Source organism: Enterobacter cloacae complex sp. IR5418 (assembly GCF_049238105.1).
In the GTDB taxonomy this organism is placed as follows: domain Bacteria; phylum Pseudomonadota; class Gammaproteobacteria; order Enterobacterales; family Enterobacteriaceae; genus Enterobacter; species Enterobacter hormaechei.
Genome location: NZ_JBMKHS010000007.1, coordinates 140,676 through 163,038, shown reverse-complemented (window position 1 = coordinate 163,038; position 22,363 = coordinate 140,676). Strand labels below are relative to the sequence as shown.

General features: G+C 55.9%; 19 protein-coding genes. 13 read left to right on the top strand and 6 right to left on the bottom strand.

Features of this window, described 5'->3' with window-relative positions:
• From mreC to tldD, 6 genes are all read left to right on the top strand, one after another.
• Positions 1–1,017 (top strand): rod shape-determining protein MreC, encoded by a 1,017-nt coding sequence (gene mreC / locus ACOTX7_RS08395; protein ID WP_003860400.1) that lies wholly within the window; start codon positions 1–3, stop codon positions 1,015–1,017.
• Positions 1,017–1,505 carry a rod shape-determining protein MreD gene (mreD, locus tag ACOTX7_RS08390; protein ID WP_003860402.1) on the top strand — a complete coding sequence of 163 codons (489 nt, stop codon included), beginning with the start codon at positions 1,017–1,019 and terminating at the stop codon, positions 1,503–1,505. Before mreC ends, mreD begins: the two co-directional genes overlap by 1 nt.
• A gap of 9 nt (positions 1,506–1,514) precedes the next feature.
• Entirely contained in the window at positions 1,515–2,108 is a 594-nt protein-coding gene (locus ACOTX7_RS08385; protein WP_157506559.1) for a Maf family protein, read from the top strand.
• The gene (gene rng / locus ACOTX7_RS08380) at positions 2,098–3,567 is read left to right on the top strand and encodes a ribonuclease G (RefSeq protein ID WP_003860405.1); all 1,470 of its coding nucleotides are present in this window, start codon (positions 2,098–2,100) and stop codon (positions 3,565–3,567) included. The genes ACOTX7_RS08385 and rng overlap by 11 nt, the downstream gene beginning before the upstream one ends.
• Positions 3,568–3,609: 42 nt before the next feature.
• A complete protein-coding gene (gene yhdP / locus ACOTX7_RS08375; RefSeq protein ID WP_221813309.1) occupies positions 3,610–7,410 on the top strand; it encodes an AsmA2 domain-containing protein YhdP in 3,801 nt (1,266 codons plus the stop codon).
• 84 nt (positions 7,411–7,494) lie between these two features.
• The gene (gene tldD / locus ACOTX7_RS08370) at positions 7,495–8,940 is read left to right on the top strand and encodes a metalloprotease TldD (RefSeq protein ID WP_006812165.1); all 1,446 of its coding nucleotides are present in this window, start codon (positions 7,495–7,497) and stop codon (positions 8,938–8,940) included.
• Positions 8,941–9,048: 108 nt separating this feature from the next.
• Here tldD and aaeR read toward each other — a convergent pair whose 3' ends face one another.
• A complete protein-coding gene (aaeR, locus tag ACOTX7_RS08365; protein ID WP_006812164.1) occupies positions 9,049–9,975 on the bottom strand; it encodes an HTH-type transcriptional activator AaeR in 927 nt (308 codons plus the stop codon).
• A gap of 179 nt (positions 9,976–10,154) precedes the next feature.
• Here aaeR and aaeX point away from each other — a divergent pair, with 179 nt between their 5' ends.
• From aaeX to ACOTX7_RS08340, 5 genes are all read left to right on the top strand, one after another.
• On the top strand, positions 10,155–10,358 hold the full coding sequence (gene aaeX, locus ACOTX7_RS08360) for a p-hydroxybenzoic acid efflux pump operon protein AaeX (protein WP_003860416.1): 204 nt from the start codon (positions 10,155–10,157) through the stop codon (positions 10,356–10,358).
• A 7-nt stretch (positions 10,359–10,365) separates the two neighbouring features.
• A complete protein-coding gene (aaeA, locus tag ACOTX7_RS08355) occupies positions 10,366–11,298 on the top strand; it encodes a p-hydroxybenzoic acid efflux pump subunit AaeA (RefSeq protein ID WP_221256528.1) in 933 nt (310 codons plus the stop codon).
• 5 nt (positions 11,299–11,303) lie between these two features.
• Positions 11,304–13,271, top strand: a complete 1,968-nt coding sequence (aaeB, locus tag ACOTX7_RS08350) for a p-hydroxybenzoic acid efflux pump subunit AaeB (RefSeq protein WP_006812163.1) — start codon at positions 11,304–11,306, stop codon at positions 13,269–13,271.
• A gap of 86 nt (positions 13,272–13,357) precedes the next feature.
• The gene (locus tag ACOTX7_RS08345; protein WP_047354096.1) at positions 13,358–14,812 is read left to right on the top strand and encodes an NAD-dependent succinate-semialdehyde dehydrogenase; all 1,455 of its coding nucleotides are present in this window, start codon (positions 13,358–13,360) and stop codon (positions 14,810–14,812) included.
• A 45-nt stretch (positions 14,813–14,857) separates the two neighbouring features.
• Positions 14,858–15,133, top strand: a complete 276-nt coding sequence (locus tag ACOTX7_RS08340; RefSeq protein ID WP_221256526.1) for a barstar family protein — start codon at positions 14,858–14,860, stop codon at positions 15,131–15,133.
• A 56-nt stretch (positions 15,134–15,189) separates the two neighbouring features.
• Here ACOTX7_RS08340 and yhcN read toward each other — a convergent pair whose 3' ends face one another.
• Together yhcN and argR are read right to left on the bottom strand one after the other, a co-directional pair.
• On the bottom strand, positions 15,190–15,453 hold the full coding sequence (yhcN, locus tag ACOTX7_RS08335) for a peroxide/acid stress response protein YhcN (protein WP_221256525.1): 264 nt from the start codon (positions 15,451–15,453) through the stop codon (positions 15,190–15,192).
• A gap of 378 nt (positions 15,454–15,831) precedes the next feature.
• Complete coding sequence (argR, locus tag ACOTX7_RS08330) at positions 15,832–16,302, bottom strand: transcriptional regulator ArgR (RefSeq protein WP_003860428.1); 471 nt, start codon at positions 16,300–16,302, stop codon at positions 15,832–15,834.
• Between the two features lie 398 nt (positions 16,303–16,700).
• On the opposite strand from argR, the gene mdh reads away from it, so the two are divergent.
• Positions 16,701–17,639, top strand: a complete 939-nt coding sequence (gene mdh / locus ACOTX7_RS08325; RefSeq protein ID WP_006812159.1) for a malate dehydrogenase — start codon at positions 16,701–16,703, stop codon at positions 17,637–17,639.
• 51 nt (positions 17,640–17,690) lie between these two features.
• On the opposite strand, the gene degS is transcribed toward mdh, so the two are convergent.
• The 3 genes from degS to zapG form a co-directional block, all read right to left on the bottom strand.
• Positions 17,691–18,758 (bottom strand): outer membrane-stress sensor serine endopeptidase DegS, encoded by a 1,068-nt coding sequence (gene degS, locus ACOTX7_RS08320; protein WP_003860430.1) that lies wholly within the window; start codon positions 18,756–18,758, stop codon positions 17,691–17,693.
• Positions 18,759–18,850: 92 nt separating this feature from the next.
• Complete coding sequence (degQ, locus tag ACOTX7_RS08315; RefSeq protein WP_221256524.1) at positions 18,851–20,218, bottom strand: serine endoprotease DegQ; 1,368 nt, start codon at positions 20,216–20,218, stop codon at positions 18,851–18,853.
• Between the two features lie 170 nt (positions 20,219–20,388).
• Complete coding sequence (gene zapG / locus ACOTX7_RS08310; protein ID WP_003860432.1) at positions 20,389–20,787, bottom strand: Z-ring associated protein ZapG; 399 nt, start codon at positions 20,785–20,787, stop codon at positions 20,389–20,391.
• Positions 20,788–20,976: 189 nt separating this feature from the next.
• Between zapG and zapE the strand changes: the two genes are divergently transcribed.
• A complete protein-coding gene (zapE, locus tag ACOTX7_RS08305) occupies positions 20,977–22,101 on the top strand; it encodes a cell division protein ZapE (protein ID WP_221256523.1) in 1,125 nt (374 codons plus the stop codon).
• Positions 22,102–22,363 lie beyond the last annotated feature (262 nt).

Sequence of the window (22,363 nt, the reverse complement as noted above, 5' to 3'; positions counted from 1 at the left end):
ATGAAGCCAATTTTTAGCCGTGGCCCGTCGCTACAGTTTCGCCTGATCCTGGCGGTTCTGGTTGCGCTCGGGGTCATTATTGCCGATAGCCGCCTCGGTACGTTCAGCCAGATCCGAACGTACATGGATACCGCCGTCAGTCCTTTCTACTTTATTTCAAATGGTCCCCGTGAACTGCTCGACTCCGTGTCGCAAACGCTCTCATCACGTGACCAGCTCGAACTCGAAAACCGTGCGTTACGCCAGGAACTGCTGCTGAAAAACAGCGAGCTGCTGATGCTGGGGCAATATAAGCAGGAAAACGCACGTCTGCGTGAACTGCTTGGCTCGCCGCTGCGCCAGGATGAACAGAAAATGGTCACCCAGGTGATCTCCACCGTAAACGATCCGTACAGCGATCAGGTGGTGATTGATAAAGGCAGCGTGAACGGCGTCTACGAAGGTCAGCCTGTGATCAGCGATAAAGGCGTCGTGGGCCAGGTTGTGGCGGTTGCCAAACTGACCAGCCGCGTGCTGCTGATTTGCGATGCCACCCATGCACTGCCGATTCAGGTGCTGCGTAATGATATTCGCGTGATTGCCGCCGGTAACGGCTGTACCGACGATCTGCAACTGGAACACCTGCCTGCCAACACGGATATCCGCGTGGGCGACGTGCTGGTGACGTCCGGTCTGGGCGGTCGTTTCCCGGAAGGCTACCCGGTTGCGGTTGTCTCTTCCGTGAAGCTCGACACTCAGCGTGCCTACACCGTGATCCAGGCGCGTCCAACGGCTGGCTTGCAGCGTTTGCGCTACCTGCTGCTGTTGTGGGGTGCCGATCGTAACGGTGCTAACCCGATGACGCCGGAAGATGTGCATCGTGTGGCCAATGAACGCCTGATGCAGATGATGCCACAGGTGCTGCCTGCGCCGGATGCGATGGGGCCACCTGCGCCCGTACCGGCTCCGGCGACAGGGTTAACGCAGCCGCTGCCAGATGCGCCGCCACCGCCGCAAGTTTCGGGTGGAGGGCAGTAGTGGCCAGTTATCGTAGCCAGGGGCGCTGGGTAATCTGGCTCTCATTCCTCGTTGCACTGTTGCTGCAAATTATGCCCTGGCCGGACGACATTCTTGTTTTCCGGCCAAACTGGGTATTGCTCATTTTGCTCTACTGGATCCTGGCCCTGCCGCACCGCGTAAATGTCGGCACAGGTTTTGTGATGGGTGCCATACTGGATCTTATCAGTGGCTCTACGCTTGGCGTCCGCGCCTTATCCATGAGCATTATTGCGTATCTCGTCGCACTCAAATTCCAGCTCTTTCGTAACCTTGCGCTCTGGCAACAGGCGCTGGTGGTGATGTTGTTGTCGCTCGCTGCGGATATCGTTGTTTTCTGGGCAGAGTTTTTAGTGATCAACGTCTCTTTCCGACCGGAAGTGTTCTGGAGTAGTGTAGTAAACGGTGTGCTCTGGCCGTGGCTGTTCCTGCTGATGCGTAAAATTCGCCAGCAGTTTGCCGTGCAATAAAAGGTTTCTATGACGTCTCTGTATCTTGCCTCCGGTTCTCCGCGTCGCCAGGAACTGCTCGCGCAGTTGGGTGTCTCCTTCGAACGCATCGTTACCGGCATCGAAGAAAAACGTGCTGAGGGCGAAAGCGCTCAGCAGTATGTTTCTCGTCTGGCGCGTGAAAAAGCGCAGGCGGGCGTCGCATGCGTGCCGCGTGACTTACCGGTGCTGGGTGCGGATACCATCGTCATTCTCAATGGCGAGGTGCTTGAGAAACCCCGCGACACAGACCATGCGGCGCGGATGCTGCGTAACATGTCCGGACAAACCCATCAGGTAATGACGGCAGTGGCGCTGGCGGACAGCCAGTACGTTCTGGATTGCCTTGTGGTAACGGAAGTGACGTTCAGAGTCCTCACCGACGAGGAGATCGCCGGCTATATCGCCAGCGGTGAACCTATGGATAAAGCAGGTGCATACGGTATTCAAGGGTTGGGTGGCTGTTTTGTCAGGAAGATAAATGGCAGCTATCACGCCGTAGTCGGCTTACCGCTGGTGGAAACGTATGAGTTGCTGAGCAATTTTAACTCACTGCGTGAGGGAAGGGATAATTATGACGGCTGAATTGTTGGTAAACGTAACGCCATCGGAAACCCGTGTGGCCTACATTGATGGTGGCATTCTTCAGGAAATTCATATTGAGCGTGAAGCGCGACGCGGAATCGTAGGCAATATCTACAAAGGTCGTGTCAGTCGTGTACTACCGGGTATGCAGGCGGCTTTTGTAGATATTGGGCTCGATAAGGCAGCGTTTTTACACGCCTCCGATATTATGCCGCACACCGAATGCGTGGCTGGCGAAGAGCAAAAGCAGTTTGCGGTACGTGATATTTCTGAACTGGTGCGTCAGGGCCAGGATCTGATGGTGCAGGTGGTAAAAGATCCGCTGGGTACCAAAGGCGCGCGTCTGACCACCGACATCACCCTGCCTTCACGCTATCTGGTCTTTATGCCAGGTGCGTCGCACGTTGGCGTGTCACAGCGTATTGAGAGCGAAAGCGAGCGCGAGCGCCTGAAAAAAGTGGTCAGCGCCTACTGCGACGAGCAGGGCGGGTTTATTATCCGTACTGCGGCGGAAGGGATCAGCGAAGAAGATCTGGCCTCGGATGCGGCCTACCTGAAGCGCGTCTGGACCAAAGTGATGGAGCGTAAAAAACGCAACCAGACCCGCTACCGGCTGTACGGTGAGCTGGCGCTCGCTCAGCGCGTATTACGCGATTTCGCCGATGCGCAGCTTGATCGCATTCGCGTGGACTCACGTCTGACGTATGAAGCGTTGCTCGAATTTACCGCCGAGTACATTCCCGAAATGCCGGGCCTGCTGGAGCATTACACCGGCCGCCAGCCGATATTTGACCTTTATGACGTGGAAAACGAAATCCAGCGCGCGCTGGAGCGTAAGGTTGAGCTGAAATCGGGTGGTTATCTGATCATCGATCAGACCGAAGCGATGACCACCGTCGATATCAACACCGGCGCGTTTGTCGGCCATCGCAACCTGGATGACACCATTTTCAACACCAATATCGAAGCGACGCAGGCCATCGCGCGCCAGCTTCGCCTGCGCAATCTGGGCGGCATTATCATCATCGACTTTATCGATATGAATAATGAAGATCACCGCCGTCGCGTGCTGCACTCCCTGGAGCAGGCACTGAGTAAAGATCGCGTGAAAACCAGCATCAATGGCTTCTCGCAGCTCGGCCTGGTGGAAATGACCCGGAAACGGACCCGCGAAAGCGTGGAACATGTCCTGTGTAATGAGTGTCCAACCTGCCATGGACGCGGAACGGTAAAGACGGTGGAGACGGTCTGCTACGAGATCATGCGTGAGATTGTCCGTGTCCATCATGCCTACGACTCAGACCGTTTTCTGGTCTATGCTTCCCCTGCGGTGGCGGAGGCCCTGAAAGGGGAAGAGTCGCACGCGCTGGCGGAAGTGGAAATCTTTGTCGGCAAACAGGTAAAAGTGCAAATTGAGCCGCTCTATAACCAGGAGCAGTTTGACGTCGTCATGATGTAAACGCAGTTCGCTGCGAGATTAAAGGCTGACAAGGAGAGACGCGTGAGGCGATTGCCGGGGATTTTACTGCTTACTGGGGCAACGCTGGTCGTGATTGTCGCGCTGCTCGTGAGCGGGCTGCGTCTCGTCTTACCGCACCTGGACAGCTGGCGTCCGCAAATCCTGGCCAAAATCGAATCCGCCACCGGCCTGCCGGTGGACGTGAGCCATATCGAAGCAAGCTGGCAGAACTTTGGCCCGACGCTTGATGCACGGGATATCAGCGCCAGCCTGAAAGATGGCGGCCATCTTAAAATCAAACGCGTCACCCTGGCGCTGGATGTCTGGCAAAGCCTGCTGCATCTGCGCTGGCAGTTTCGCGATCTCACCTTCTGGCAACTTCAGCTGATGACCAACACGCCGCTGCGCAGCGGCGACAGCGATCGTGGTCTGGAAACCAGCCGTATCAGCGATTTGTTCCTGCGGCAGTTCGATCATTTCGATCTGCGCGACAGCGAAGTGAGCTTTATTACGCTTTCCGGTCAGCGCGCCGAGCTGGCAATCCCGCAGCTGACCTGGCTAAACGGGAAAGAGCGTCACCGCGCCGAGGGGCAGGTGAATCTTTCCAGCCTGAACGGGCAGCACGGCGTTATGCAGGTGCGGATGGATCTGCGGGACGACAATGGCCTGCTGAACAATGGCAGGGTTTGGCTACAGGCGGACGACGTGGATGTGAAGCCGTGGCTCGGTGAGTGGCTTCAGCAGAACATGCAGCTGGAAACCGCACGTTTCAGCCTCGAAGGCTGGATGACCCTGACGAACGGCGCGTTCGCCAGCGGTGATATCTGGCTTAAGCAGGGAGGTGCGAGCTGGAAAGGTGAACGTCATCAACATCAACTTTCCGTCGATAACCTTACCGCTCACGTCACGCAGGAAAAGGGCGGCTGGCAGTTCGCTATTCCGGATACGCGTATCTCCATGGATAACAAACCCTGGCCGCGCGGCGCGCTGACGCTGGCGTGGATGCCGGAGCAGTACGTCGGCGGGGTAAACGGCAAACGCAGCGACGAATTGCGTATCCGCGCCAGTAACCTGGATCTGACGGCGATCGAAGGTCTGCGTTCAATGGCCGCAAAACTCTCCCCGGATCTGGGCGAAACCTGGCTGGCGACGCAACCGAGCGGGCAGATAAACCGTCTGGCACTCGATATTCCACTTCAGGCCACGGAAAAGACGCGTTTTCAGGCGGCATGGAAAAATCTTGCGTGGAAACAGTGGAAACTGCTGCCGGGTGCTGAGCACTTCAGCGGTAAGCTGGAAGGAAGCGTGGAAAACGGCAGGCTGACGGCAGAAATGCAGGACGCGAAAATGCCGTACGAAACAGTCTTCCGTGCGCCACTGGAGATCGAAAAGGGAAACGCCACCCTTAACTGGCTGAAGAATGACAAAGGTTTTCAGCTTGATGGCCGCGATATCGATGTGAAAGCCAAAGCGGTACATGCCCGCGGTAATTTCCGTTATCTACAGCCTGAAGGTGATGAGCCATGGTTGGGTATTCTGGCGGGCATCAGCACGGATGACGGTTCGCAGGCGTGGCGCTACTTCCCGGAAAACCTGATGGGGAAAGCGCTGGTGGACTATCTCAGCGGTGCCATCCAGGGCGGTCAGGCGGATAACGCCACGCTGGTCTACGGCGGCAACCCGCACCTGTTCCCGTATAAGCATAATGAAGGTCAGTTCCAGGTTCTGGTGCCGCTGCGCAACGCCACCTATGCCTTCCAGCCGGACTGGCCCGCGCTGAAGAATCTGGATATTGAACTCAACTTCCTCAATGACGGCCTGTGGATGAAGACGGACAGCGTTGCGCTGGGTGGCGTGACGGCAAGCAACCTGACGGCAAACATCCCGGATTACTCCAAAGAGAAATTGCTGATTGATGCGGACATCAAGGGACCGGGTAAAGCGGTTGGCCCGTACTTTGAAGATACGCCGCTGAATGACTCCCTGGCAGCCACCCTTCAGCAATTGCAGTTAGATGGCGATGTGAATGCTCGCTTACATCTGGATATCCCGCTGGACGGTGAAATGACCACCGCCAAAGGCGACGTTCGCCTTAACAACAACAGCCTCTATATCAAGCCGCTGGACAGCACGCTAAAAAACCTCAGCGGTCAGTTCAGCTTTGTTAACGGCACGCTGAAAAGTGAGCCGCTGAAAGCAACCTGGTTCAATCAACCCGTCAATATCGATTTCTCCACCACCGAGGGCGATAAAGCCTACCAGGTGGCAGTCAATATGGACGCGAACTGGCAGCCGTCACGCATGGATGTTCTGCCGAAGCCGATTGAGAATGCGGTGGACGGGGCGGTGTCATGGAATGGCAAAGTTGCCATCGACCTGCCTTATCATGCCGGTGCGCGTTATAACGTCGACATTACGGGCGATCTGAAAAACCTCAGCAGCCAGCTTCCGGCACCGCTGAATAAGAAAAGCGGTGAAGCATTGCCTGTCAACGTCAAGGTTGCGGGCAACCTCAACAGCTTCGAGCTAACCGGCAACGCGGGCGGGACAAACCACTTCAACAGCCGCTGGCTGCTTAACCGCAAGCTGACGCTGGACAGGGCGATCTGGACGACGGACAGCCGCACCACGCCACCGCTGCCGGAGCAGGCGGGCGTTGAACTGAATCTTCCGCCGATGGATGGCGCCGAGTGGCTGGCACTGTTCCAGAAAGGTGTCGGGCAAAACGTCGACCAAACGGCGCAGTTCCCGCAGTCCATTACCTTGCGAACGCCAGCGCTGACGCTGGGTGGGCAGCAGTGGAACAACCTGAGTATTGTCTCCAGCCCGACGGTAAACGGTTCAAAGGTCGAGGCGCAGGGGCGTGAAATTAACGGTTCGTTGACGATGCGCGATAACGCGCCATGGCAGGCGGCTATCCGTTATCTCTATTACAACCCGACCTTTGCGGCATCTCACGCTCAGTCGACAAGCGCTTCTCCGTTAAGCGAGGCCACGCGCGTGGATTTCAGCGGCTGGCCCGATCTCCAGCTGCGCTGTGCGGAGTGCTGGCTGTGGGGGCAAAAATATGGCCGTATCGACGGCGACTTCGCCATCCAGGGCAACACGTTGAGTCTCTCTGGGGGGCTGGTCGATACCGGCTTTGGCCGCCTGACTGCCGCAGGCGAATGGGTGAACAAACCGGGTGAACAGCGCACCTCGCTGAAAGGCGATATTAAAGGCAACAAGCTCGACGCCGCGGCTAACTTCTTTGGTATCAGCACGCCGCTTCGGGGATCGTCGTTCGATGTGAATTACGATCTGCACTGGCGCGCAGCGCCGTGGACGCCGGATGAAGCTTCGCTTAACGGCATCCTGAAAACCAACTTCGGTAAGGGTGAGATTGCCGATGTGAGCACGGGGCGCGCCGGGCAGATCCTGCGTCTGCTGAGTTTTGACGCGCTGCTGCGCAAGCTGCGCTTCGACTTTAGCGACACCTTCAGCGAAGGTTTCTACTACGATTCCATTCGCAGCACGGCGTGGATCAAAGACGGCGTTCTGCACACCGACGACACGCTGGTGGACGGCCTGGAAGCGGATATCGCGATGAAAGGGTCAGTGGATCTCGTGCGCCGCGAGCTGGATATGGAAGCCGTGGTGGCGCCGGAGATTTCCGCAAGCGTGGGCGTTGCGGCAGCCTTTGTGGTCAATCCGATCGTCGGGGCGGCGGTATTTGCCGCCAGCAAAGTGCTGGGACCGCTGTGGAGTAAAGTCTCGATTCTGCGCTATCGCATTACCGGGCCGGTTGATAAACCACAGATTAATGAAGTGCTGCGCCAGCCGCGCAAAGAAGCACAGCAATGATTTGACGTGGGCAGGTAATTGCCTCACTCTCAATAAATACGATCTTTATACCGCCACTGGCGGCAACGAACGAGTAGCAATACGATGAGTCTGAACCTGGTAAGTGAACATTTGCTCGCAGCGAACGGCCTGAGCCATCAGGACCTGTTCTCCATTCTTGGTCAACTGACCGAACGCCGCCTCGACTACGGCGATCTCTATTTCCAGTCGAGCTATCACGAATCCTGGGTTTTAGAAGACAGCATCATTAAAGATGGCTCTTATAACATTGATCAGGGCGTCGGCGTACGCGCCGTCAGCGGCGAAAAAACCGGTTTTGCCTATGCAGACCAGATAAGCCTGGCCGCGCTGGAACAGAGCGCGCAGGCGGCTCGAACCATTGTGCGCGATACCGGCGACGGTCGCGTGAAAACGCTGGGCGAAGTGCAACACACCGCGCTCTATACCAGCATCGATCCGCTGCAAAGCATGAGCCGTGAAGAGAAGCTGGACATCCTGCGTCGCGTGGACAAAGTGGCTCGCGCAGCGGACAAGCGCGTGCAGGAAGTTTCTGCCAGCCTGAGCGGGGTCTATGAACTGATACTGGTGGCGGCGACAGACGGTACTCTGGCCGCCGACGTGCGTCCGCTGGTGCGTCTTTCCATCAGCGTTCAGGTGGAAGACGACGGCAAGCGCGAGCGCGGCTCAAGCGGTGGCGGCGGTCGTTTTGGCTATGACTGGTTCCTGGGCGATGTTGATGGCGAAGCCCGCGCGGATGCGTGGGCGAAAGAAGCCGTGCGCATGGCGCTGGTTAACCTGTCTGCCGTGGCGGCACCCGCCGGTACGCTGCCGGTGGTTCTTGGCGCAGGCTGGCCGGGCGTGCTGCTGCACGAAGCGGTCGGTCACGGCCTGGAAGGGGATTTCAACCGTCGCGGGACGTCCGTATTCAGCGGTCAGATGGGGCAGCTCGTCTCCTCCGAACTGTGTACCGTGGTGGATGATGGCACCATGCTCGACCGTCGCGGCTCGATTTCTATCGACGACGAAGGTACGCCGGGCCAGTACAACGTGCTGATTGAAAACGGCGTGCTGAAAGGCTACATGCAGGACAAGCTTAACGCACGGTTGATGGGCGTAGCGCCAACGGGTAACGGCCGTCGCGAATCCTACGCGCACCTGCCGATGCCGCGCATGACCAACACCTACATGCTGCCGGGTAAATCCACGCCGCAGGAGATTATCGAATCTGTTGATTACGGGATCTTCGCGCCAAACTTTGGTGGCGGTCAGGTGGATATCACCTCCGGCAAATTTGTCTTCTCTACCTCCGAGGCGTATCTGATTGAGAAAGGCAAAGTGACCAAAGCGGTGAAGGGCGCAACGTTGATTGGGTCCGGCATCGAAGCGATGCAGCAGATTTCCATGGTCGGTAACGACCTGAAGCTGGATAACGGCGTGGGCGTTTGCGGCAAAGAGGGCCAGAGCCTGCCTGTGGGCGTGGGCCAGCCAACGCTGAAGGTTGATAACCTGACGGTGGGCGGCACGGCGTAAATTTTCCCCCTCACCCCGGCCCTCTCCCCAAAGGGGCGAGGGAGAAAAGACCGCACGGAGCAGTCCCCTCTCCCCGTTGGGGAGAGGGTTAGGGTGAGGGGCGAATGCCTACTCTTTCCTTCTCCCCCGCATGCCCTGAAACAGCTCCGCCACTTCCACAAAATAGTCCGTCAGATAGTTAATACAGACCTGCACCTTCAGCGGCAGCTTGTCCTTTTCGGTATACAACGCGTACACCGGGCGCGGATCGGACTGGTAGCGCGGGAAGAGGATCTCCAGTTCGCCGCTGTTGATCTCGTTGATCACCCACATCAGCGGCACGTAGGCGATCCCGGCCCCGGCCACCAGCCATCGCGAGATTGTCATCGGATCATTGGTCACGAAGCGACCTTCTGGCAGCAGTTTAGTGGAAAGCCCTTCCGGCGCAATCAGTTCAAATTCGTTATCTGGCCGTACGCTGTATTCCAGCCACGAGTGGTTGCTCAGGTCGGCGGGTTTTTCCGGTACGCCATACTGTGCCAGATAGCTCTTCGAAGCGCAGACCACCATCGGCATGCTGCCCAGTCGACGCGAGAACAGGCTCGAGTCCTGCAATGCGCCAACGCGTATCACCACGTCTAACCCATCGGCAATCAGGTCCGGTGCTGGAATGCCCGTGACCAGATTGACGGATAAACCGGGATACTCTTTCAGCATTTCCGCCGTCATGGCAGCGAGAACATTTTGTGCCATAGTTGAAGAACACCCGATGCGCAGCGTGCCGATAGGGGTGTTATTAAAGGCATAGAGCTGCTCATGAACATCCTGCACTTCATGCAGCATTCGACGGCAGCCCTGATAGTAAATTTTCCCCGCTTCCGTCAGCCCGATGCTGCGGGTGCTGCGGTTGAGCAGCTTCACCTGAAGCTCATCCTCCAGTTTTGACACCGTCTGGCTAATGGATGAGACGCTCATTTGTAGCTGACGTGCTGCGGCGGTAAAAGAGCCTTGCTCGACAACTTTGGCAAACACCGACATGCGTTTAAGACGTTCCATTATTCACTCTGGCTTAAAAGTGATTTAGATCACATATGATAGATAACAGCATAACAGTTACGTTAATATATTATTAATTACATAACGGCTGCGCCACTCTCGCCCGGCAATTCTTGCTCTCCTGCGGCGGTGCGAGCTTAAAAATCCAGTAACCTGCACTCTCTTTAATCAAGGTCAACATGAGTCTGTTTCCCGTTATCGTGGTGTTCGGTTTGTCGTTCCCACCGATATTTTTCGAGCTTCTTTTATCACTGGCGATCTTCTGGCTGGTGCGCAAGGTGCTGGTCCCTACCGGGATTTATGATTTCGTCTGGCATCCTGCATTGTTCAATACCGCGCTGTATTGCTGCCTGTTCTATTTAATATCGCGCATGTTTGTCTGAGGTTGATGTGAAAACGCTAACAAGAAAAATCTCCCGCACTGCCATCACTATGGCGCTGGTCATCCTGGCGTTCATCGCTATTTTTCGCGCCTGGGTTTATTACACCGAATCCCCGTGGACGCGCGATGCGCGTTTCAGCGCGGAGGTGGTCGCGATAGCGCCCGATGTCGCCGGTCTTATTACGGCAGTCAACGTTCACGATAACCAGCTGGTGAAAAAAGATCAGGTGCTGTTCACCATCGACCAGCCGCGCTATCAAAAAGCGCTGGAAGAAGCGGAAGCCGACGTGGCCTATTACAACGCGCTGGCCTCTGAAAAACGCCGTGAAGCAGGACGCCGTAACAAGCTGGGCATCCAGGCCATGTCCCGGGAAGAGATTGACCAGTCCAATAACGTGCTGCAAACCGTGCTGCATCAGCTGGCAAAAGCGCAGGCGACGCGCGATCTGGCAAAGCTCGATCTGGAACGTACCGTTATCCGCGCCCCGTCCGATGGCTGGGTGACCAACCTCAACGTCTATGCGGGTGAGTTTATCACGCGCGGCTCAACCGCCGTTGCGCTGGTGAAACAGAACTCCTTCTACGTCCTCGCCTATATGGAAGAGACCAAGCTGGAAGGCGTGCGTCCGGGCTATCGCGCCGAAATCACGCCGCTCGGCAGCAACCGGGTGCTGAAAGGTACCGTGGACAGCGTTGCTGCGGGGGTGACCAACTCCAGCAGTACCAATGATTCAAAAGGAATGGCGACCGTCGATTCCAACCTCGAGTGGGTTCGCCTGGCGCAGCGCGTACCAGTACGCATTCGTCTGGATGAGCAGCAGAGCAACTTCTGGCCCGCAGGCACCACGGCGACGGTGGTGATCACCGGTGAAACCGACCGTGACGCCAGTCAGGACTCCATCTTCCGTCAAATCGCCCACCGCCTGCGCGAGTTTGGTTAATCACTATGGGCATTTTTTCCATCGCCAGCCAGCACATCCGCTTCGCCGTGAAGCTGGCATGCGCCATTGTGCTGGCGCTGTTTATTGGATTTCACTTCCAGCTTGAAACGCCGCGCTGGGCCGTTCTGACCGCTGCCATTGTCGCCGCCGGTCCCGCCTTCGCTGCGGGTGGCGAACCCTACTCCGGGGCAATCCGCTATCGCGGGATGCTGCGTATTATCGGGACCTTTATCGGCTGTATCGCCGCCCTGACCATTATCATCCTGATGATCCGCACCCCGCTGCTGATGCTGATCGTGTGCTGTATCTGGGCCGGTTTCTGCACCTGGATCTCTTCCCTGGTTAAGGTCGAGAACTCGTACGCCTGGGGGCTGGCGGGTTATACCGCGCTGATTATCATCATCACCATTCAGTCCGAACCCCTGCTCGCCCCGCAGTTCGCGGTAGAGCGGTGCAGTGAGATTGTGATTGGTATTGTCTGCGCGATTGTCGCAGATCTGCTTTTCTCTCCGCGATCCATCAAGCAGGAAGTGGATCGTGAGCTGGATGCGCTGATCGTTGCCCAGTACCAGCTGATGCAGTTGTGCATTAAGCATGGCGACAGCGAGGAGGTCGACAAGGCCTGGAGTGCGCTGGTGCGCCGCACGCAGGCGCTTGAAGGGATGCGCAGTAATCTCAATATGGAGTCTTCCCGCTGGGAGCGCGCCAATCGTCGTCTTAAAGCGATCAATACCGTCTCGTTAACGCTGATCACCCAGGCGTGTGAAACCTACCTGATTCAGAACACCCGTCCCGAGGTGGTAACGGATACCTTCCGCGAACTGTTTGACGAGCCCGTGGAGACGGTGCAGGACGTGCATCGACAGCTCAAACGCATGCGCCGTGTGATTGCCTGGACGGGAGAACGGGATACGCCAGTCACCATTTATACCTGGGTTGGTGCCGCAACGCGCTACCTGCTCCTGAAACGCGGCGTGATAAGCAACACCAAAATCAGTGCGGCGGAAGAAGAGGTGTTACAGGGCGAAGTGGTCATCAAACCGGAATCCGCCGAGCGTCATCATGCGATGGTCAACTTCTGGCGTACCACTCTGGCCTGTATACTCGGCACGCTGTTCTGGCTGTGGACCGGCTGGACGTCCGGTAGCGGCGCGATGGTGATGATTGCGGTCGTCACCGCGCTGGCGATGCGTCTGCCCAACCCGCGCATGGTCGCTATCGATTTTCTGTACGGCACCATTGCGGCGTTACCCATTGGCGCGCTCTATTTCCTGGTGATTATCCCCTCGACGCAGCAAAGCATGCTTTTGCTCTGCATCAGCCTGGCGGTAATGGCGTTCTTTATCGGGATAGAGGTACAAAAACGCCGTCTGGGATCGTTAGGTGCGCTGGCGAGTACGATTAACATCATCGTGCTGGATAACCCGATGACCTTCCATTTCAGCCAGTTCCTGGACAGCGCACTAGGCCAGCTGGTGGGGTGTTTCCTGGCGATGATGGTGATCCTGCTGGTACGGGATAACTCTCAGGCGCGGACTGGACGCGTGCTGCTGAATCAGTTTGTATCCGCCGCTGTTTCGTCCATGACCACCAACACCGCGCGGCGCAAGGAGAACCACCTGCCGGCGCTCTATCAGCAGTTGTTCCTGTTGCTGAATAAATTCCCGGGAGATGTGGCCCGCTTCCGGCTGGCGTTAACCATGATTATCGCGCACCAGCGTTTGCGGAACGCGCCCGTGCCGATCAACGACGATTTGTCCGCTTTCCACCGCCAGCTACGGCGAACGGCGGACCATGTGATATCGGCATCCAGTGATGACAAACGTCGCCGCTACTTTAAGCAACTGCTGGAGGAGCTGGATATCTACCAGGAGAAACTGCGAGTCTGGGAAGCGCCGCCGCAGGTTACCGAGCCGGTAGAGCGGCTGGTGTTTATGCTGCACCGCTACCAGAATGCGCTGACAGACAGCTAACGAAGAGAAAACCGACGCCAAAAGCGTCGGTTTTTTTGTGGCTATACTTATTCTTGCAGGTTCAAACATTCAGGAAGGGAGGACACATGACAACCCAGGCTCTTCAGGACAGTATTCTTTTTCAGACCGGCTATCTGGTTAACGGTATCTGGAAAACACTCGACACCACGTTTGATGTGTTAAACCCGGCCACGGGCGAGGTGGTCGCGAAAGTGGCGAAAGCAGGGAAAGCCGAAACCGAAGAGGCTATTGCGGCCGCGACGAAAGCCTTTCCCGCATGGCGCGCGAAAACGGCAAAAGAGCGTTCCGCGATCCTCTATCGCTGGTATGAACTGATTATCGAGAACAAAAGCTGGCTCGGGCGGCTGATGACCACCGAGCAGGGCAAGCCGCTGAAAGAGGCTGAGGGTGAAGTGGACTACGCTGCCAGCTTCATTCAGTGGTTTGCCGAGCAGGCCAAGCGCGCCAACGGTGAAATCATTCCTCCGGTTAAACCCGGTTCCCGTATTCTGGCCACTCGTGAACCTGTCGGGGTGGTTGCTGCTATCACGCCATGGAACTTCCCGATGGCCATGCTCACCCGTAAGCTCGGCCCGGCGCTGGCAGCAGGGTGTACCGGTGTGATCAAACCTGCAAACAACACGCCGCTGAGTGCCTTTGCGCTGCTGACGCTGGCGAAGCAGGCCGGTGTGCCGGATGGTGTGCTGAATGCGGTCGCGGGGAGCACCTCTGAAATTAGCGACGCCATTATGGCCAGCCATGACGTGCGCAAAATCTCGTTTACCGGTTCAACCGCCGTCGGGAAAACGCTGGTTCGCAATTCCGCAGAGACCATGAAAAAAGTGTCGATGGAGCTGGGCGGTAATGCGCCGTATATCGTATTTGAGGATGCGGACATTGACGCTGCCGTCAAAGGCGCGATCGCCAACAAGTTCCGTAACGCCGGACAGGTGTGTGTCAGCGTCAACCGCTTTTATATTCAGGAAACGGTCTACGACAAGTTTGTCAATCAGCTTGCCGATGCGGTGAAGGCGCTGAAGGTGGGCAACGGTCTGGACGAGGGCGTCGTTGTCGGCCCGCTGATAGAGCCTTCGGCTGTCGATAAAGTGCGTGAGCACGTCGAAGATGCGGTAGCGAAGGGCGCCACGGTGCTGGCTGGCGGTAAACCGCACGAGCTGGGCGGCAACTTCTGGATGCCAACTGTGCTCGGTGACTGCCATGAAGGCATGAAGCTGGCAGAAGAGGAGACCTTTGGTCCCGTTGCCGCCTGCTTCCGCTTCACGTCGGAAGACGAAGTGGTTATGCGTGCTAACAATACGCCTTTCGGGCTGGCGGCCTACTTTTATACCCAGAATCTCTCGCGCGTGTTCCGCGTCTCACAGGCCATTGAGAGCGGCATGATCGGGATTAATGAATGTGCGGTCTCGACCGAGCTGGGGCCGTTTGGGGGGGTAAAAGAGTCCGGGCTGGGCCGTGAGGGGTCCGTGCTGGGGCTGGAGGAGTTTCTGGAAGTTAAAACCCTGCATATCGGGGGATTATAATAGACAGGGCGGCATCTGCCGCCCGCCTGTACCGGGTGGCTGGCAATGAAAATTTATACCTTTGATTTTGACGAAATTGAGAGTCAGGAAGACTTCTATCGCGAGTTTACTCGGGCGTTCGACCTGGAGCGGGGCAGCGTAAACAATCTTGATATGCTGTGGGATATAGTGACCGGCGATCGGCTGCCGTTACCGCTGGAGATCGAGTTTATCCATCTGCCTGAAAAACTGCGCAGACGCTTTGGCGCATTGATTTTATTGTTTGATGAAGCGGAGGAGGAACTGGAAGGACAACTGCGTTTTAACGTGCGTCATTCATAAAAAAGCCCCTGACCGGGAGGTCAGGGGCAAGTCGTATGATGAGATACGACGAGGGTTTATTTGTACAGTTCTGCGGTAGCGTGCCAGTGATCACCACTGCGCGCTTCGATGATGCGATAGGATGACGCACCCTGTTCTTCCGCTTTTTTGTTCAGCATTTCGTGCATGTCCATCGGAGAAGTACCGATGGCACCAACAGAAACAGTCCCGATAGCCTGACGGGATTGTGCCTGTTCGGCATTAATGGTGTCGGCTGCAAACGCACCGAATGACAGGACTGACAGTACGCTCAGGGCAGCTACAGTGGCTTTGATTTTCATGATTATTTACCTCGTCAATTATTTTACTGGGGTCTTTGTTCTGTGACCCTCATCACAAAATCAAGTATACACTAATCACGCAAAAAATTAATACCAGACTAATGGTTGCGCCTGTTATTACGTGTTAAAAAAATCAATTTTTATAACGAGAATGCATAAAAAGTGCGTTGCAAGGTGAAAGGTAAAGATTTTTTGATTTAAAAATCAAAAAGATAAGTGAATTTGATTTTTAGTGCGATTTTGCGGCAGATCATTCACTGGGTGAATGTTAATGGACGGTAAAAAGCACTATTTGCAAAAGTAGCAGGCAGAGAAAAGCAGGGTAAAACGAGGTAACAGCAGAAGGATCCCCGCAGCCAGAGGCTACGGGGCAGACAATTACAGCTCTTGTTCGAACAGAACCAGAATCGCTTCGTAGAGGTCTTTCACGGAGAAACCGTTTGCCGGGGTTGTAAAAATGGTGTCATCCCCGGCGATAGTCCCGAGGATCCCCTCTGCTTTACCCAGCGAATCCAGCAGGCGAGCGATCAGCTGTGCTGCGCCTGGGCTGGTGTGGATCACGACCACGGCATCGTTATAGTCGATGTCCAGAACCAGGTTCTTCAGCGGGCTGGAGGTCGTCGGCACGCCAAGTTCAGCAGGCAGGCAATAGACCATCTCCATTTTGGCGTTGCGCGTACGCACTGCACCAAACTTGGTTAACATGCGAGAGACCTTCGACTGGTTAATATTGTCGAAGCCTTGTTCCTGCAACGCCTGAACAATTTCTCCCTGAGAACTGAATTTCTCTTCTTTGAGCAGCGCTTTAAACGCCTTTACTAATTCTTCTTGCTTAGACGAGCTTCGCATAAGTCACCCGGAATATGACGATAGAAACAACATTATTATGCATGTGGATGAATTTTTATGCAAATTATCTACCTGACACCAGGCTGAAATAATGTTATGAAAGGGAGTGATTTTATCAGATTTCGTTATCGGAAAACATGCCTGGGTCACGCCGCGCAAATAAGCTTAAAAGTAAATTAAATGTTATCAAAATGATGTTGTTTTGGTGGCGTGGCAGGGTGTATTGTAACCCCCTCTTAATTCGTTGTTTGCCCATAGCCCGATAGCATTCAGGTGAAGGCGAAAGACGTGCGACCTCAAATTCTTTAGCGATGAAAATTGTAATTAATGACGTGCTGAATTATGGTCGCCGCAACGGAGTTACAGATACTTAAGTTAACCATAATAAGGAGTTTAGGATGAAAGTCGCAGTCCTCGGCGCTGCTGGTGGTATCGGCCAGGCGCTTGCCCTACTACTGAAAACCCAACTGCCTTCAGGCTCAGAACTCTCCCTGTACGATATTGCCCCGGTTACCCCAGGTGTGGCGGTTGACCTGAGCCACATCCCGACAGCTGTGAAAATCAAAGGCTTCTCCGGTGAAGATGCGCGTCCTGCGTTGCAGGGTGCCGACGTGGTGCTGATCTCTGCGGGCGTCGCGCGTAAACCGGGTATGGATCGTTCAGACCTGTTTAACGTCAACGCGGGCATCGTGAAAAACCTGGTTCAGCAGATCGCTGAAACCTGCCCGAAAGCATGCATCGGTATCATCACCAACCCGGTGAACACCACCGTGGCCATCGCAGCAGAAGTGCTGAAGAAAGCAGGCGTTTACGACAAGAACAAACTGTTCGGCGTGACGACGCTGGATATTATCCGTTCCAATACCTTCGTGGCTGAGCTGAAAGGCAAGCAGCCAACGGAAGTGGAAGTGCCGGTTATCGGCGGTCACTCTGGCGTGACCATCCTGCCTCTGCTGTCGCAGATCCCGGGCGTGAGCTTCACCGAGCAGGAAGTGGCTGACCTGACCAAACGTATTCAGAACGCAGGCACCGAAGTGGTGGAAGCGAAGGCGGGTGGCGGTTCTGCAACCCTGTCTATGGGCCAGGCGGCGGCACGTTTCGGCCTGTCTCTGGTTCGCGCATTGCAGGGTGAAAAAGACGTTGTTGAATGCGCCTATGTTGAAGGCGACGGTGAACACGCGCGCTTCTTCTCTCAGCCGCTGCTGCTGGGTAAAAACGGTGTTGAAGAGCGTAAGTCTATCGGCACGCTGAGCGCGTTTGAGCAAAACGCGATGGAAGGCATGCTGGATACGCTGAAGAAAGATATTACGCTGGGCGAAGAGTTCGTTAACAAGTGATCTTGTCCCGGTAAAAAAAACGGAGCGTTAAGCTCCGTTTTTTTATGCCCGTCAGTTAGTGGCCGGGTATTCCTGAATCGTGACCTGAATCGTCAGCTTCTTGTCATTACGCATGACTTCAACAGGGATGATGGAGCCAGGGCGAATCTCAGCCACCTGGTCCATGGTTTCCAGCGCAGAGACCGCTGGCGTGCCGTTGACGGAAAGGATAACGTCGTTCACCTGGATACCCGCATTAGCCGCCGGGCCGCCAGGGGCCACTTCGTTGACCACAATCCCCTGGATCTGATCGATACCACCGCCCTGAGTATGCATCGGCGCGATTTCACGCCCGCCGATACCAATGTAGCCACGGATCACGCGGCCATCGCGGATCAGCTTATCCATAATCTTGGTCGCCAGCTGGAACGGAATGGCAAAGCCAATCCCTTCTGGCGTTTCGCCGTCGTTGCTCTTGTCGAAGGAGAGGGTGTTAATGCCCATCAGTTCGCCCAGGGAGTTGACCAGTGCGCCGCCGGAGTTACCGTGGTTGATGGAGGCATCGGTTTGCAGGAAGTTCTGCCTTCCTGACGGGTTCAGGCCGATTCGACCGGTCGCGCTGATGATCCCCTGAGTGATGGTCTGACCCAGGTTGTACGGGTTACCAATCGCCAGCACCACATCGCCGATGTGCGGCGTTCGTTTGCGATTAATCGGGATAGTCGGCAGACCGCCCGTGGCGTTGATCTTCAGCACCGCCAGATCGGTCAGGCTGTCCGACCCCACCAGCAGGGCTTCAAAGACACGTCCATCCTGCAAGGCGACGATAATCTGGTCGGCATCGTTAATGACGTGTTTATTGGTGATGATGTAACCCCGGTCATCCATGATCACACCGGAACCGAGCGTGCGGATCTCCAGCTGGTTATGAGCGGAACTGTTAAGCCCGCGGTTATAGACGTTAACCACGGCGGGGGCGGCACGGCGTACCGCCTGATTGTACGTCGCAGGCGTTTCATCCGTGCTGTCGAACTGGGGAGCCGACAGTTTGTTGAACTGGCGTAAAGATGGCATAGCCACCAGAAGCAGGCCGGCAACGATCAAACCAATGACAATTGAACGAAAGAGCTTTAAAAGCATGATGCGTGTGTCGTTAAAAAAGGAACGGTTTGCAGCATAACATGAGTTATCCGGACATCACACGCAGCGGCGATGCCCGGAGTCGCAAATGGTTAACGCAGTAAAATGTAGAGGGTGTCGTTGCCACGGATAATTTGTAGGGCAATGACCGCCGGTTTACTCTCCAGCACCTTACGCATTTCGGCAATAGACTGCACGCGAGTGCGATTCACGCCCACGATCACATCGTCCTGATGTAAACCTGCCTGCGCGGCCGGGCTACTCTTTTCAACGGTGGTGACAGAGATGCCTTTCGTGCCGTTTTTAAGCTGGCCGTCGCTCAGCGTAGCGCCCTGTAGCGCCGGGGAGATCTGTTCGGCACTGGCGGAAGAGGAGGTGCTCTTGTCCAGCGTCACTTCCACGGTCAGCGGTTTGCCCTCGCGGATCAGGCCCAGCTTCACTTTAGCGCCTGGCTCCGTGGTGGCAATACGTGAACGCAATTCAGCGAAGCTGCTCAGCGGTTTATCGTTCAGGCTGACAATAACGTCGCCGGATTTCACGCCCGCTTTCGCAGAGCCGGAGTTGGGCAGCACTTCGCTGACAAACGCCCCGCGCTGCACGTTGAGCTTAAAGGCTTTGGCGATATCGGCGCTCATTTCCATGCCTTTGATGCCCAGCAGCCCGCGCTTAACCTCGCCAAACTGAATTAACTGTTGAGACAGGGTTTTCGCCATGTTACTCGGAATGGCAAAACCAATCCCGATGCTGCCGCCGCCTGGCGCGAGGATAGCGGTGTTGATGCCGATCAGCTCACCGTTCAGGTTAAGCAGCGCACCGCCGGAGTTGCCCCGGTTGATGGAGGCATCGGTCTGGATGAAGTTTTCCAGCCCTTCGAGATTCAGGCCGCTGCGCCCCAGAGCGGAGACAATCCCGGAGGTGGCGGTCTGGCCTAAACCGAACGGGTTACCGACCGCGACAGCAAAATCACCGACGCGCAGTTTATCGGAATCTGCAATGGCGATCTGGGTCAGGTTGCTGGGGTTTTGCACCTGTAACAGGGCGATATCACTCTGATCGTCACCGCCGATCAGTTTGGCGTCAAACTCCCGGCCATCGTTTAGCTGAACGCTGATTTTATCAGCCTGGCTGATCACGTGGTTATTGGTCAGGATATAGCCTTTGGCCGCGTCGATAATCACCCCTGAGCCCAGACCTTCAAACGGCTGGGCCTGCTGATCCGGCGCGTCCTCGCCAAAATATTTCTTCAGCTCTTCGGGAATGCGCTGGCTTTGGCGGGTCGTCCCTTCCACCTGAACGCTGACCACCGCAGGCAGTACTTTCTCAAGCATTGGCGCGAGGCTGGGAATGGCTTCTTGTCCTGGCACCTGCGAAGGCAGTGCCGCACTGGCAGGGAAGGAGGCCGAGAGAGATAACCCGACACTTAACGCTAAGGCGCTCAACAGCTGGTTTTTTTTCTTCATCGATGCTGACTCTCGTATCCTGGAATGAAAAAGAACGGCCCCAAAAACATCTTGATGTTATTGAATTTTCAACCGCTGAACAATGAGGTGTTTGACTAAATAATAGCTGGGGACGGGAAGAAAGGACGGGCGCTTAAGGTGCGCCCGTAAAATTTATTCAGGTTGTGCGATTAATCGCGTTTTACGCCACCGCGCAGCAGGCCGGACGCGCCGTCTGAATAGTCGCGTGGCATCTGAACCGGTGCCTGATCGTTACCGGCTTCAGAGTCCGCCAGACGATTGCGGAATGGGTTGGTCTCCGCGGTCATTTCCGGCAGCAGGCTGCTGGAGCTTTTCGCCATGTGCTGGTAGAGCTGGCGATAATCTGTCGCCATGTTGTCCAGCAGCTCAGCGCTACGGGCAAAGTGGCTGACCAGCTCTTCGCGATATTCTTCCAGTTCGGCTTTGTTCTTTTCCAGTTCGTATTGCAGTGACTGCTGCTGACGCAATTTGCGGTTACCGAAACGCATGGCCACAGCACCAATGATGATGCCGACGACTAAACCGATTAGCGCATATTCCCAGGTCATGAACTTCTCCCGTTGTCTTGTTGTTCCGTAGGGTGTTGGCTCGGCTCCTGCCTGTGCCTGATTATGCCACTATAACCGCTATTTCCGCAGAAGTGGAATCCTGACGTATCATCGCGTAGTGTAGAACGGCCTTTTTTTCATCAGCCACGCGCGCTGGTGAGGTTTAACTAAAGGAATAACAACAACATCATGCAAAACCTGTCCCCTTCATCGCGTTACCAACTGGCCCTGAGTGAGGGCACACACCAGCCGGATGATGTCCAGCGTGAAGCGGTTAACCGCCTGGACACGATTTATCAGGAACACCTGGCGAAACCCGCCGATGCGGTGCAGAGCAGTGGGCTGAAGGCGGCATTCGGCCGTTTACTGGGCAAAAAAGAGCCTATGATAAACGCACCGGTTCGTGGCTTATATATGTGGGGCGGCGTGGGACGGGGTAAAACCTGGCTGATGGATATGTTCTACCAGAGCCTGCCCGGCACGCGTAAGCAGCGTCTGCACTTTCACCGTTTTATGCTGCGGGTTCATGAAGAGCTGACGGCGCTCCAGGGTGAAACTGACCCGCTGGAAATCGTGGCGGACCGCTTTAAGGCGGAAACCGACGTGCTCTGCTTCGACGAATTCTTTGTTTCCGATATTACGGACGCCATGCTGCTGGGGGGACTCATGAAAGCGCTGTTTGCGCGTGGGATCACCCTGGTAGCGACCTCAAATATCCCGCCGGATGAGCTTTATCGCAATGGTCTCCAGCGGGCGCGTTTCCTGCCAGCCATTGACGCTATTAAACAGCACTGCGACATCATGAACGTCGATGCCGGTGTCGATTATCGTCTGCGTACGCTGACGCAGGCGCACCTGTGGCTTTCGCCTTTGAATGCCGACACCGCCCGCGAGATGGATAAACTGTGGCTGGCCCTGGCGGGTGCGCCGCGGGGTAACGCGCCAGCGCTGGAGATTAATCATCGTCCATTGCCGACGCTTGGCGTAGAGAACCAGACGCTGGCCGTCTCGTTTGCCACGCTGTGTGTGGATGCCCGCAGCCAGCATGACTACATTGCCCTTTCGCGTCTGTTCCATACCGTTATGTTGTGGGATGTACCCGTCATGACCCCGCTCATGGAGAGCGAAGCGCGCCGCTTCATCGCGCTGGTAGATGAGTTTTACGAGCGTCACGTTAAACTGGTGGTCAGCGCCGAGGTGCCTTTATATGAGATCTATCAGGGCGAGCGCCTGAAGTTTGAGTTCCAGCGCTGCCTGTCGCGCCTGCAAGAGATGCAGAGCGAGGAGTACCTCAAGCGTGAGCATATGCCATAAATACTCCCCTCTCCCCGTGGGAGAGGGGCCGGGGGTGAGGGCACCAGGCCTTAACAAACGCTACCCTCTCCCCGTGGGAGAGGGGCTGGGGGTGAGGGCACCAGACCGCACAATACCTGACCCCGAAAAACCCATTCCAAATCACATTTAAGGGTCGATCTTTGACCTCAACTTCTCTATAATCTTGCGACCCCACGTTACGAGAAGGTTTTTTTCCCGAAACTTTCTATGTGTCGGCATGTGCTATTCGAAGGGGTAGGTT

Bases quoted from the DNA above. Each gene is read 5' to 3' on its own strand.
- degS (WP_003860430.1), bottom strand. From the start codon at position 18,758: ATGCTTTTAAAGCTCTTTCGTTCAATTGTCATTGGTTTGATCGTTGCC.
- zapE (WP_221256523.1), top strand. From the start codon at position 20,977: ATGCAAAACCTGTCCCCTTCATCGCGTTACCAACTGGCCCTGAGTGAG.
- zapG (WP_003860432.1), bottom strand. From the start codon at position 20,787: ATGACCTGGGAATATGCGCTAATCGGTTTAGTCGTCGGCATCATCATT.
- mreC (WP_003860400.1), top strand. From the start codon at position 1: ATGAAGCCAATTTTTAGCCGTGGCCCGTCGCTACAGTTTCGCCTGATC.
- argR (WP_003860428.1), bottom strand. From the start codon at position 16,302: ATGCGAAGCTCGTCTAAGCAAGAAGAATTAGTAAAGGCGTTTAAAGCG.
- ACOTX7_RS08385 (WP_157506559.1), top strand. From the start codon at position 1,515: ATGACGTCTCTGTATCTTGCCTCCGGTTCTCCGCGTCGCCAGGAACTG.
- tldD (WP_006812165.1), top strand. From the start codon at position 7,495: ATGAGTCTGAACCTGGTAAGTGAACATTTGCTCGCAGCGAACGGCCTG.
- ACOTX7_RS08340 (WP_221256526.1), top strand. From the start codon at position 14,858: ATGAAAATTTATACCTTTGATTTTGACGAAATTGAGAGTCAGGAAGAC.
- aaeX (WP_003860416.1), top strand. From the start codon at position 10,155: ATGAGTCTGTTTCCCGTTATCGTGGTGTTCGGTTTGTCGTTCCCACCG.
- rng (WP_003860405.1), top strand. From the start codon at position 2,098: ATGACGGCTGAATTGTTGGTAAACGTAACGCCATCGGAAACCCGTGTG.
- aaeB (WP_006812163.1), top strand. From the start codon at position 11,304: ATGGGCATTTTTTCCATCGCCAGCCAGCACATCCGCTTCGCCGTGAAG.
- degQ (WP_221256524.1), bottom strand. From the start codon at position 20,218: ATGAAGAAAAAAAACCAGCTGTTGAGCGCCTTAGCGTTAAGTGTCGGG.
- yhcN (WP_221256525.1), bottom strand. From the start codon at position 15,453: ATGAAAATCAAAGCCACTGTAGCTGCCCTGAGCGTACTGTCAGTCCTG.
- mdh (WP_006812159.1), top strand. From the start codon at position 16,701: ATGAAAGTCGCAGTCCTCGGCGCTGCTGGTGGTATCGGCCAGGCGCTT.
- ACOTX7_RS08345 (WP_047354096.1), top strand. From the start codon at position 13,358: ATGACAACCCAGGCTCTTCAGGACAGTATTCTTTTTCAGACCGGCTAT.
- aaeR (WP_006812164.1), bottom strand. From the start codon at position 9,975: ATGGAACGTCTTAAACGCATGTCGGTGTTTGCCAAAGTTGTCGAGCAA.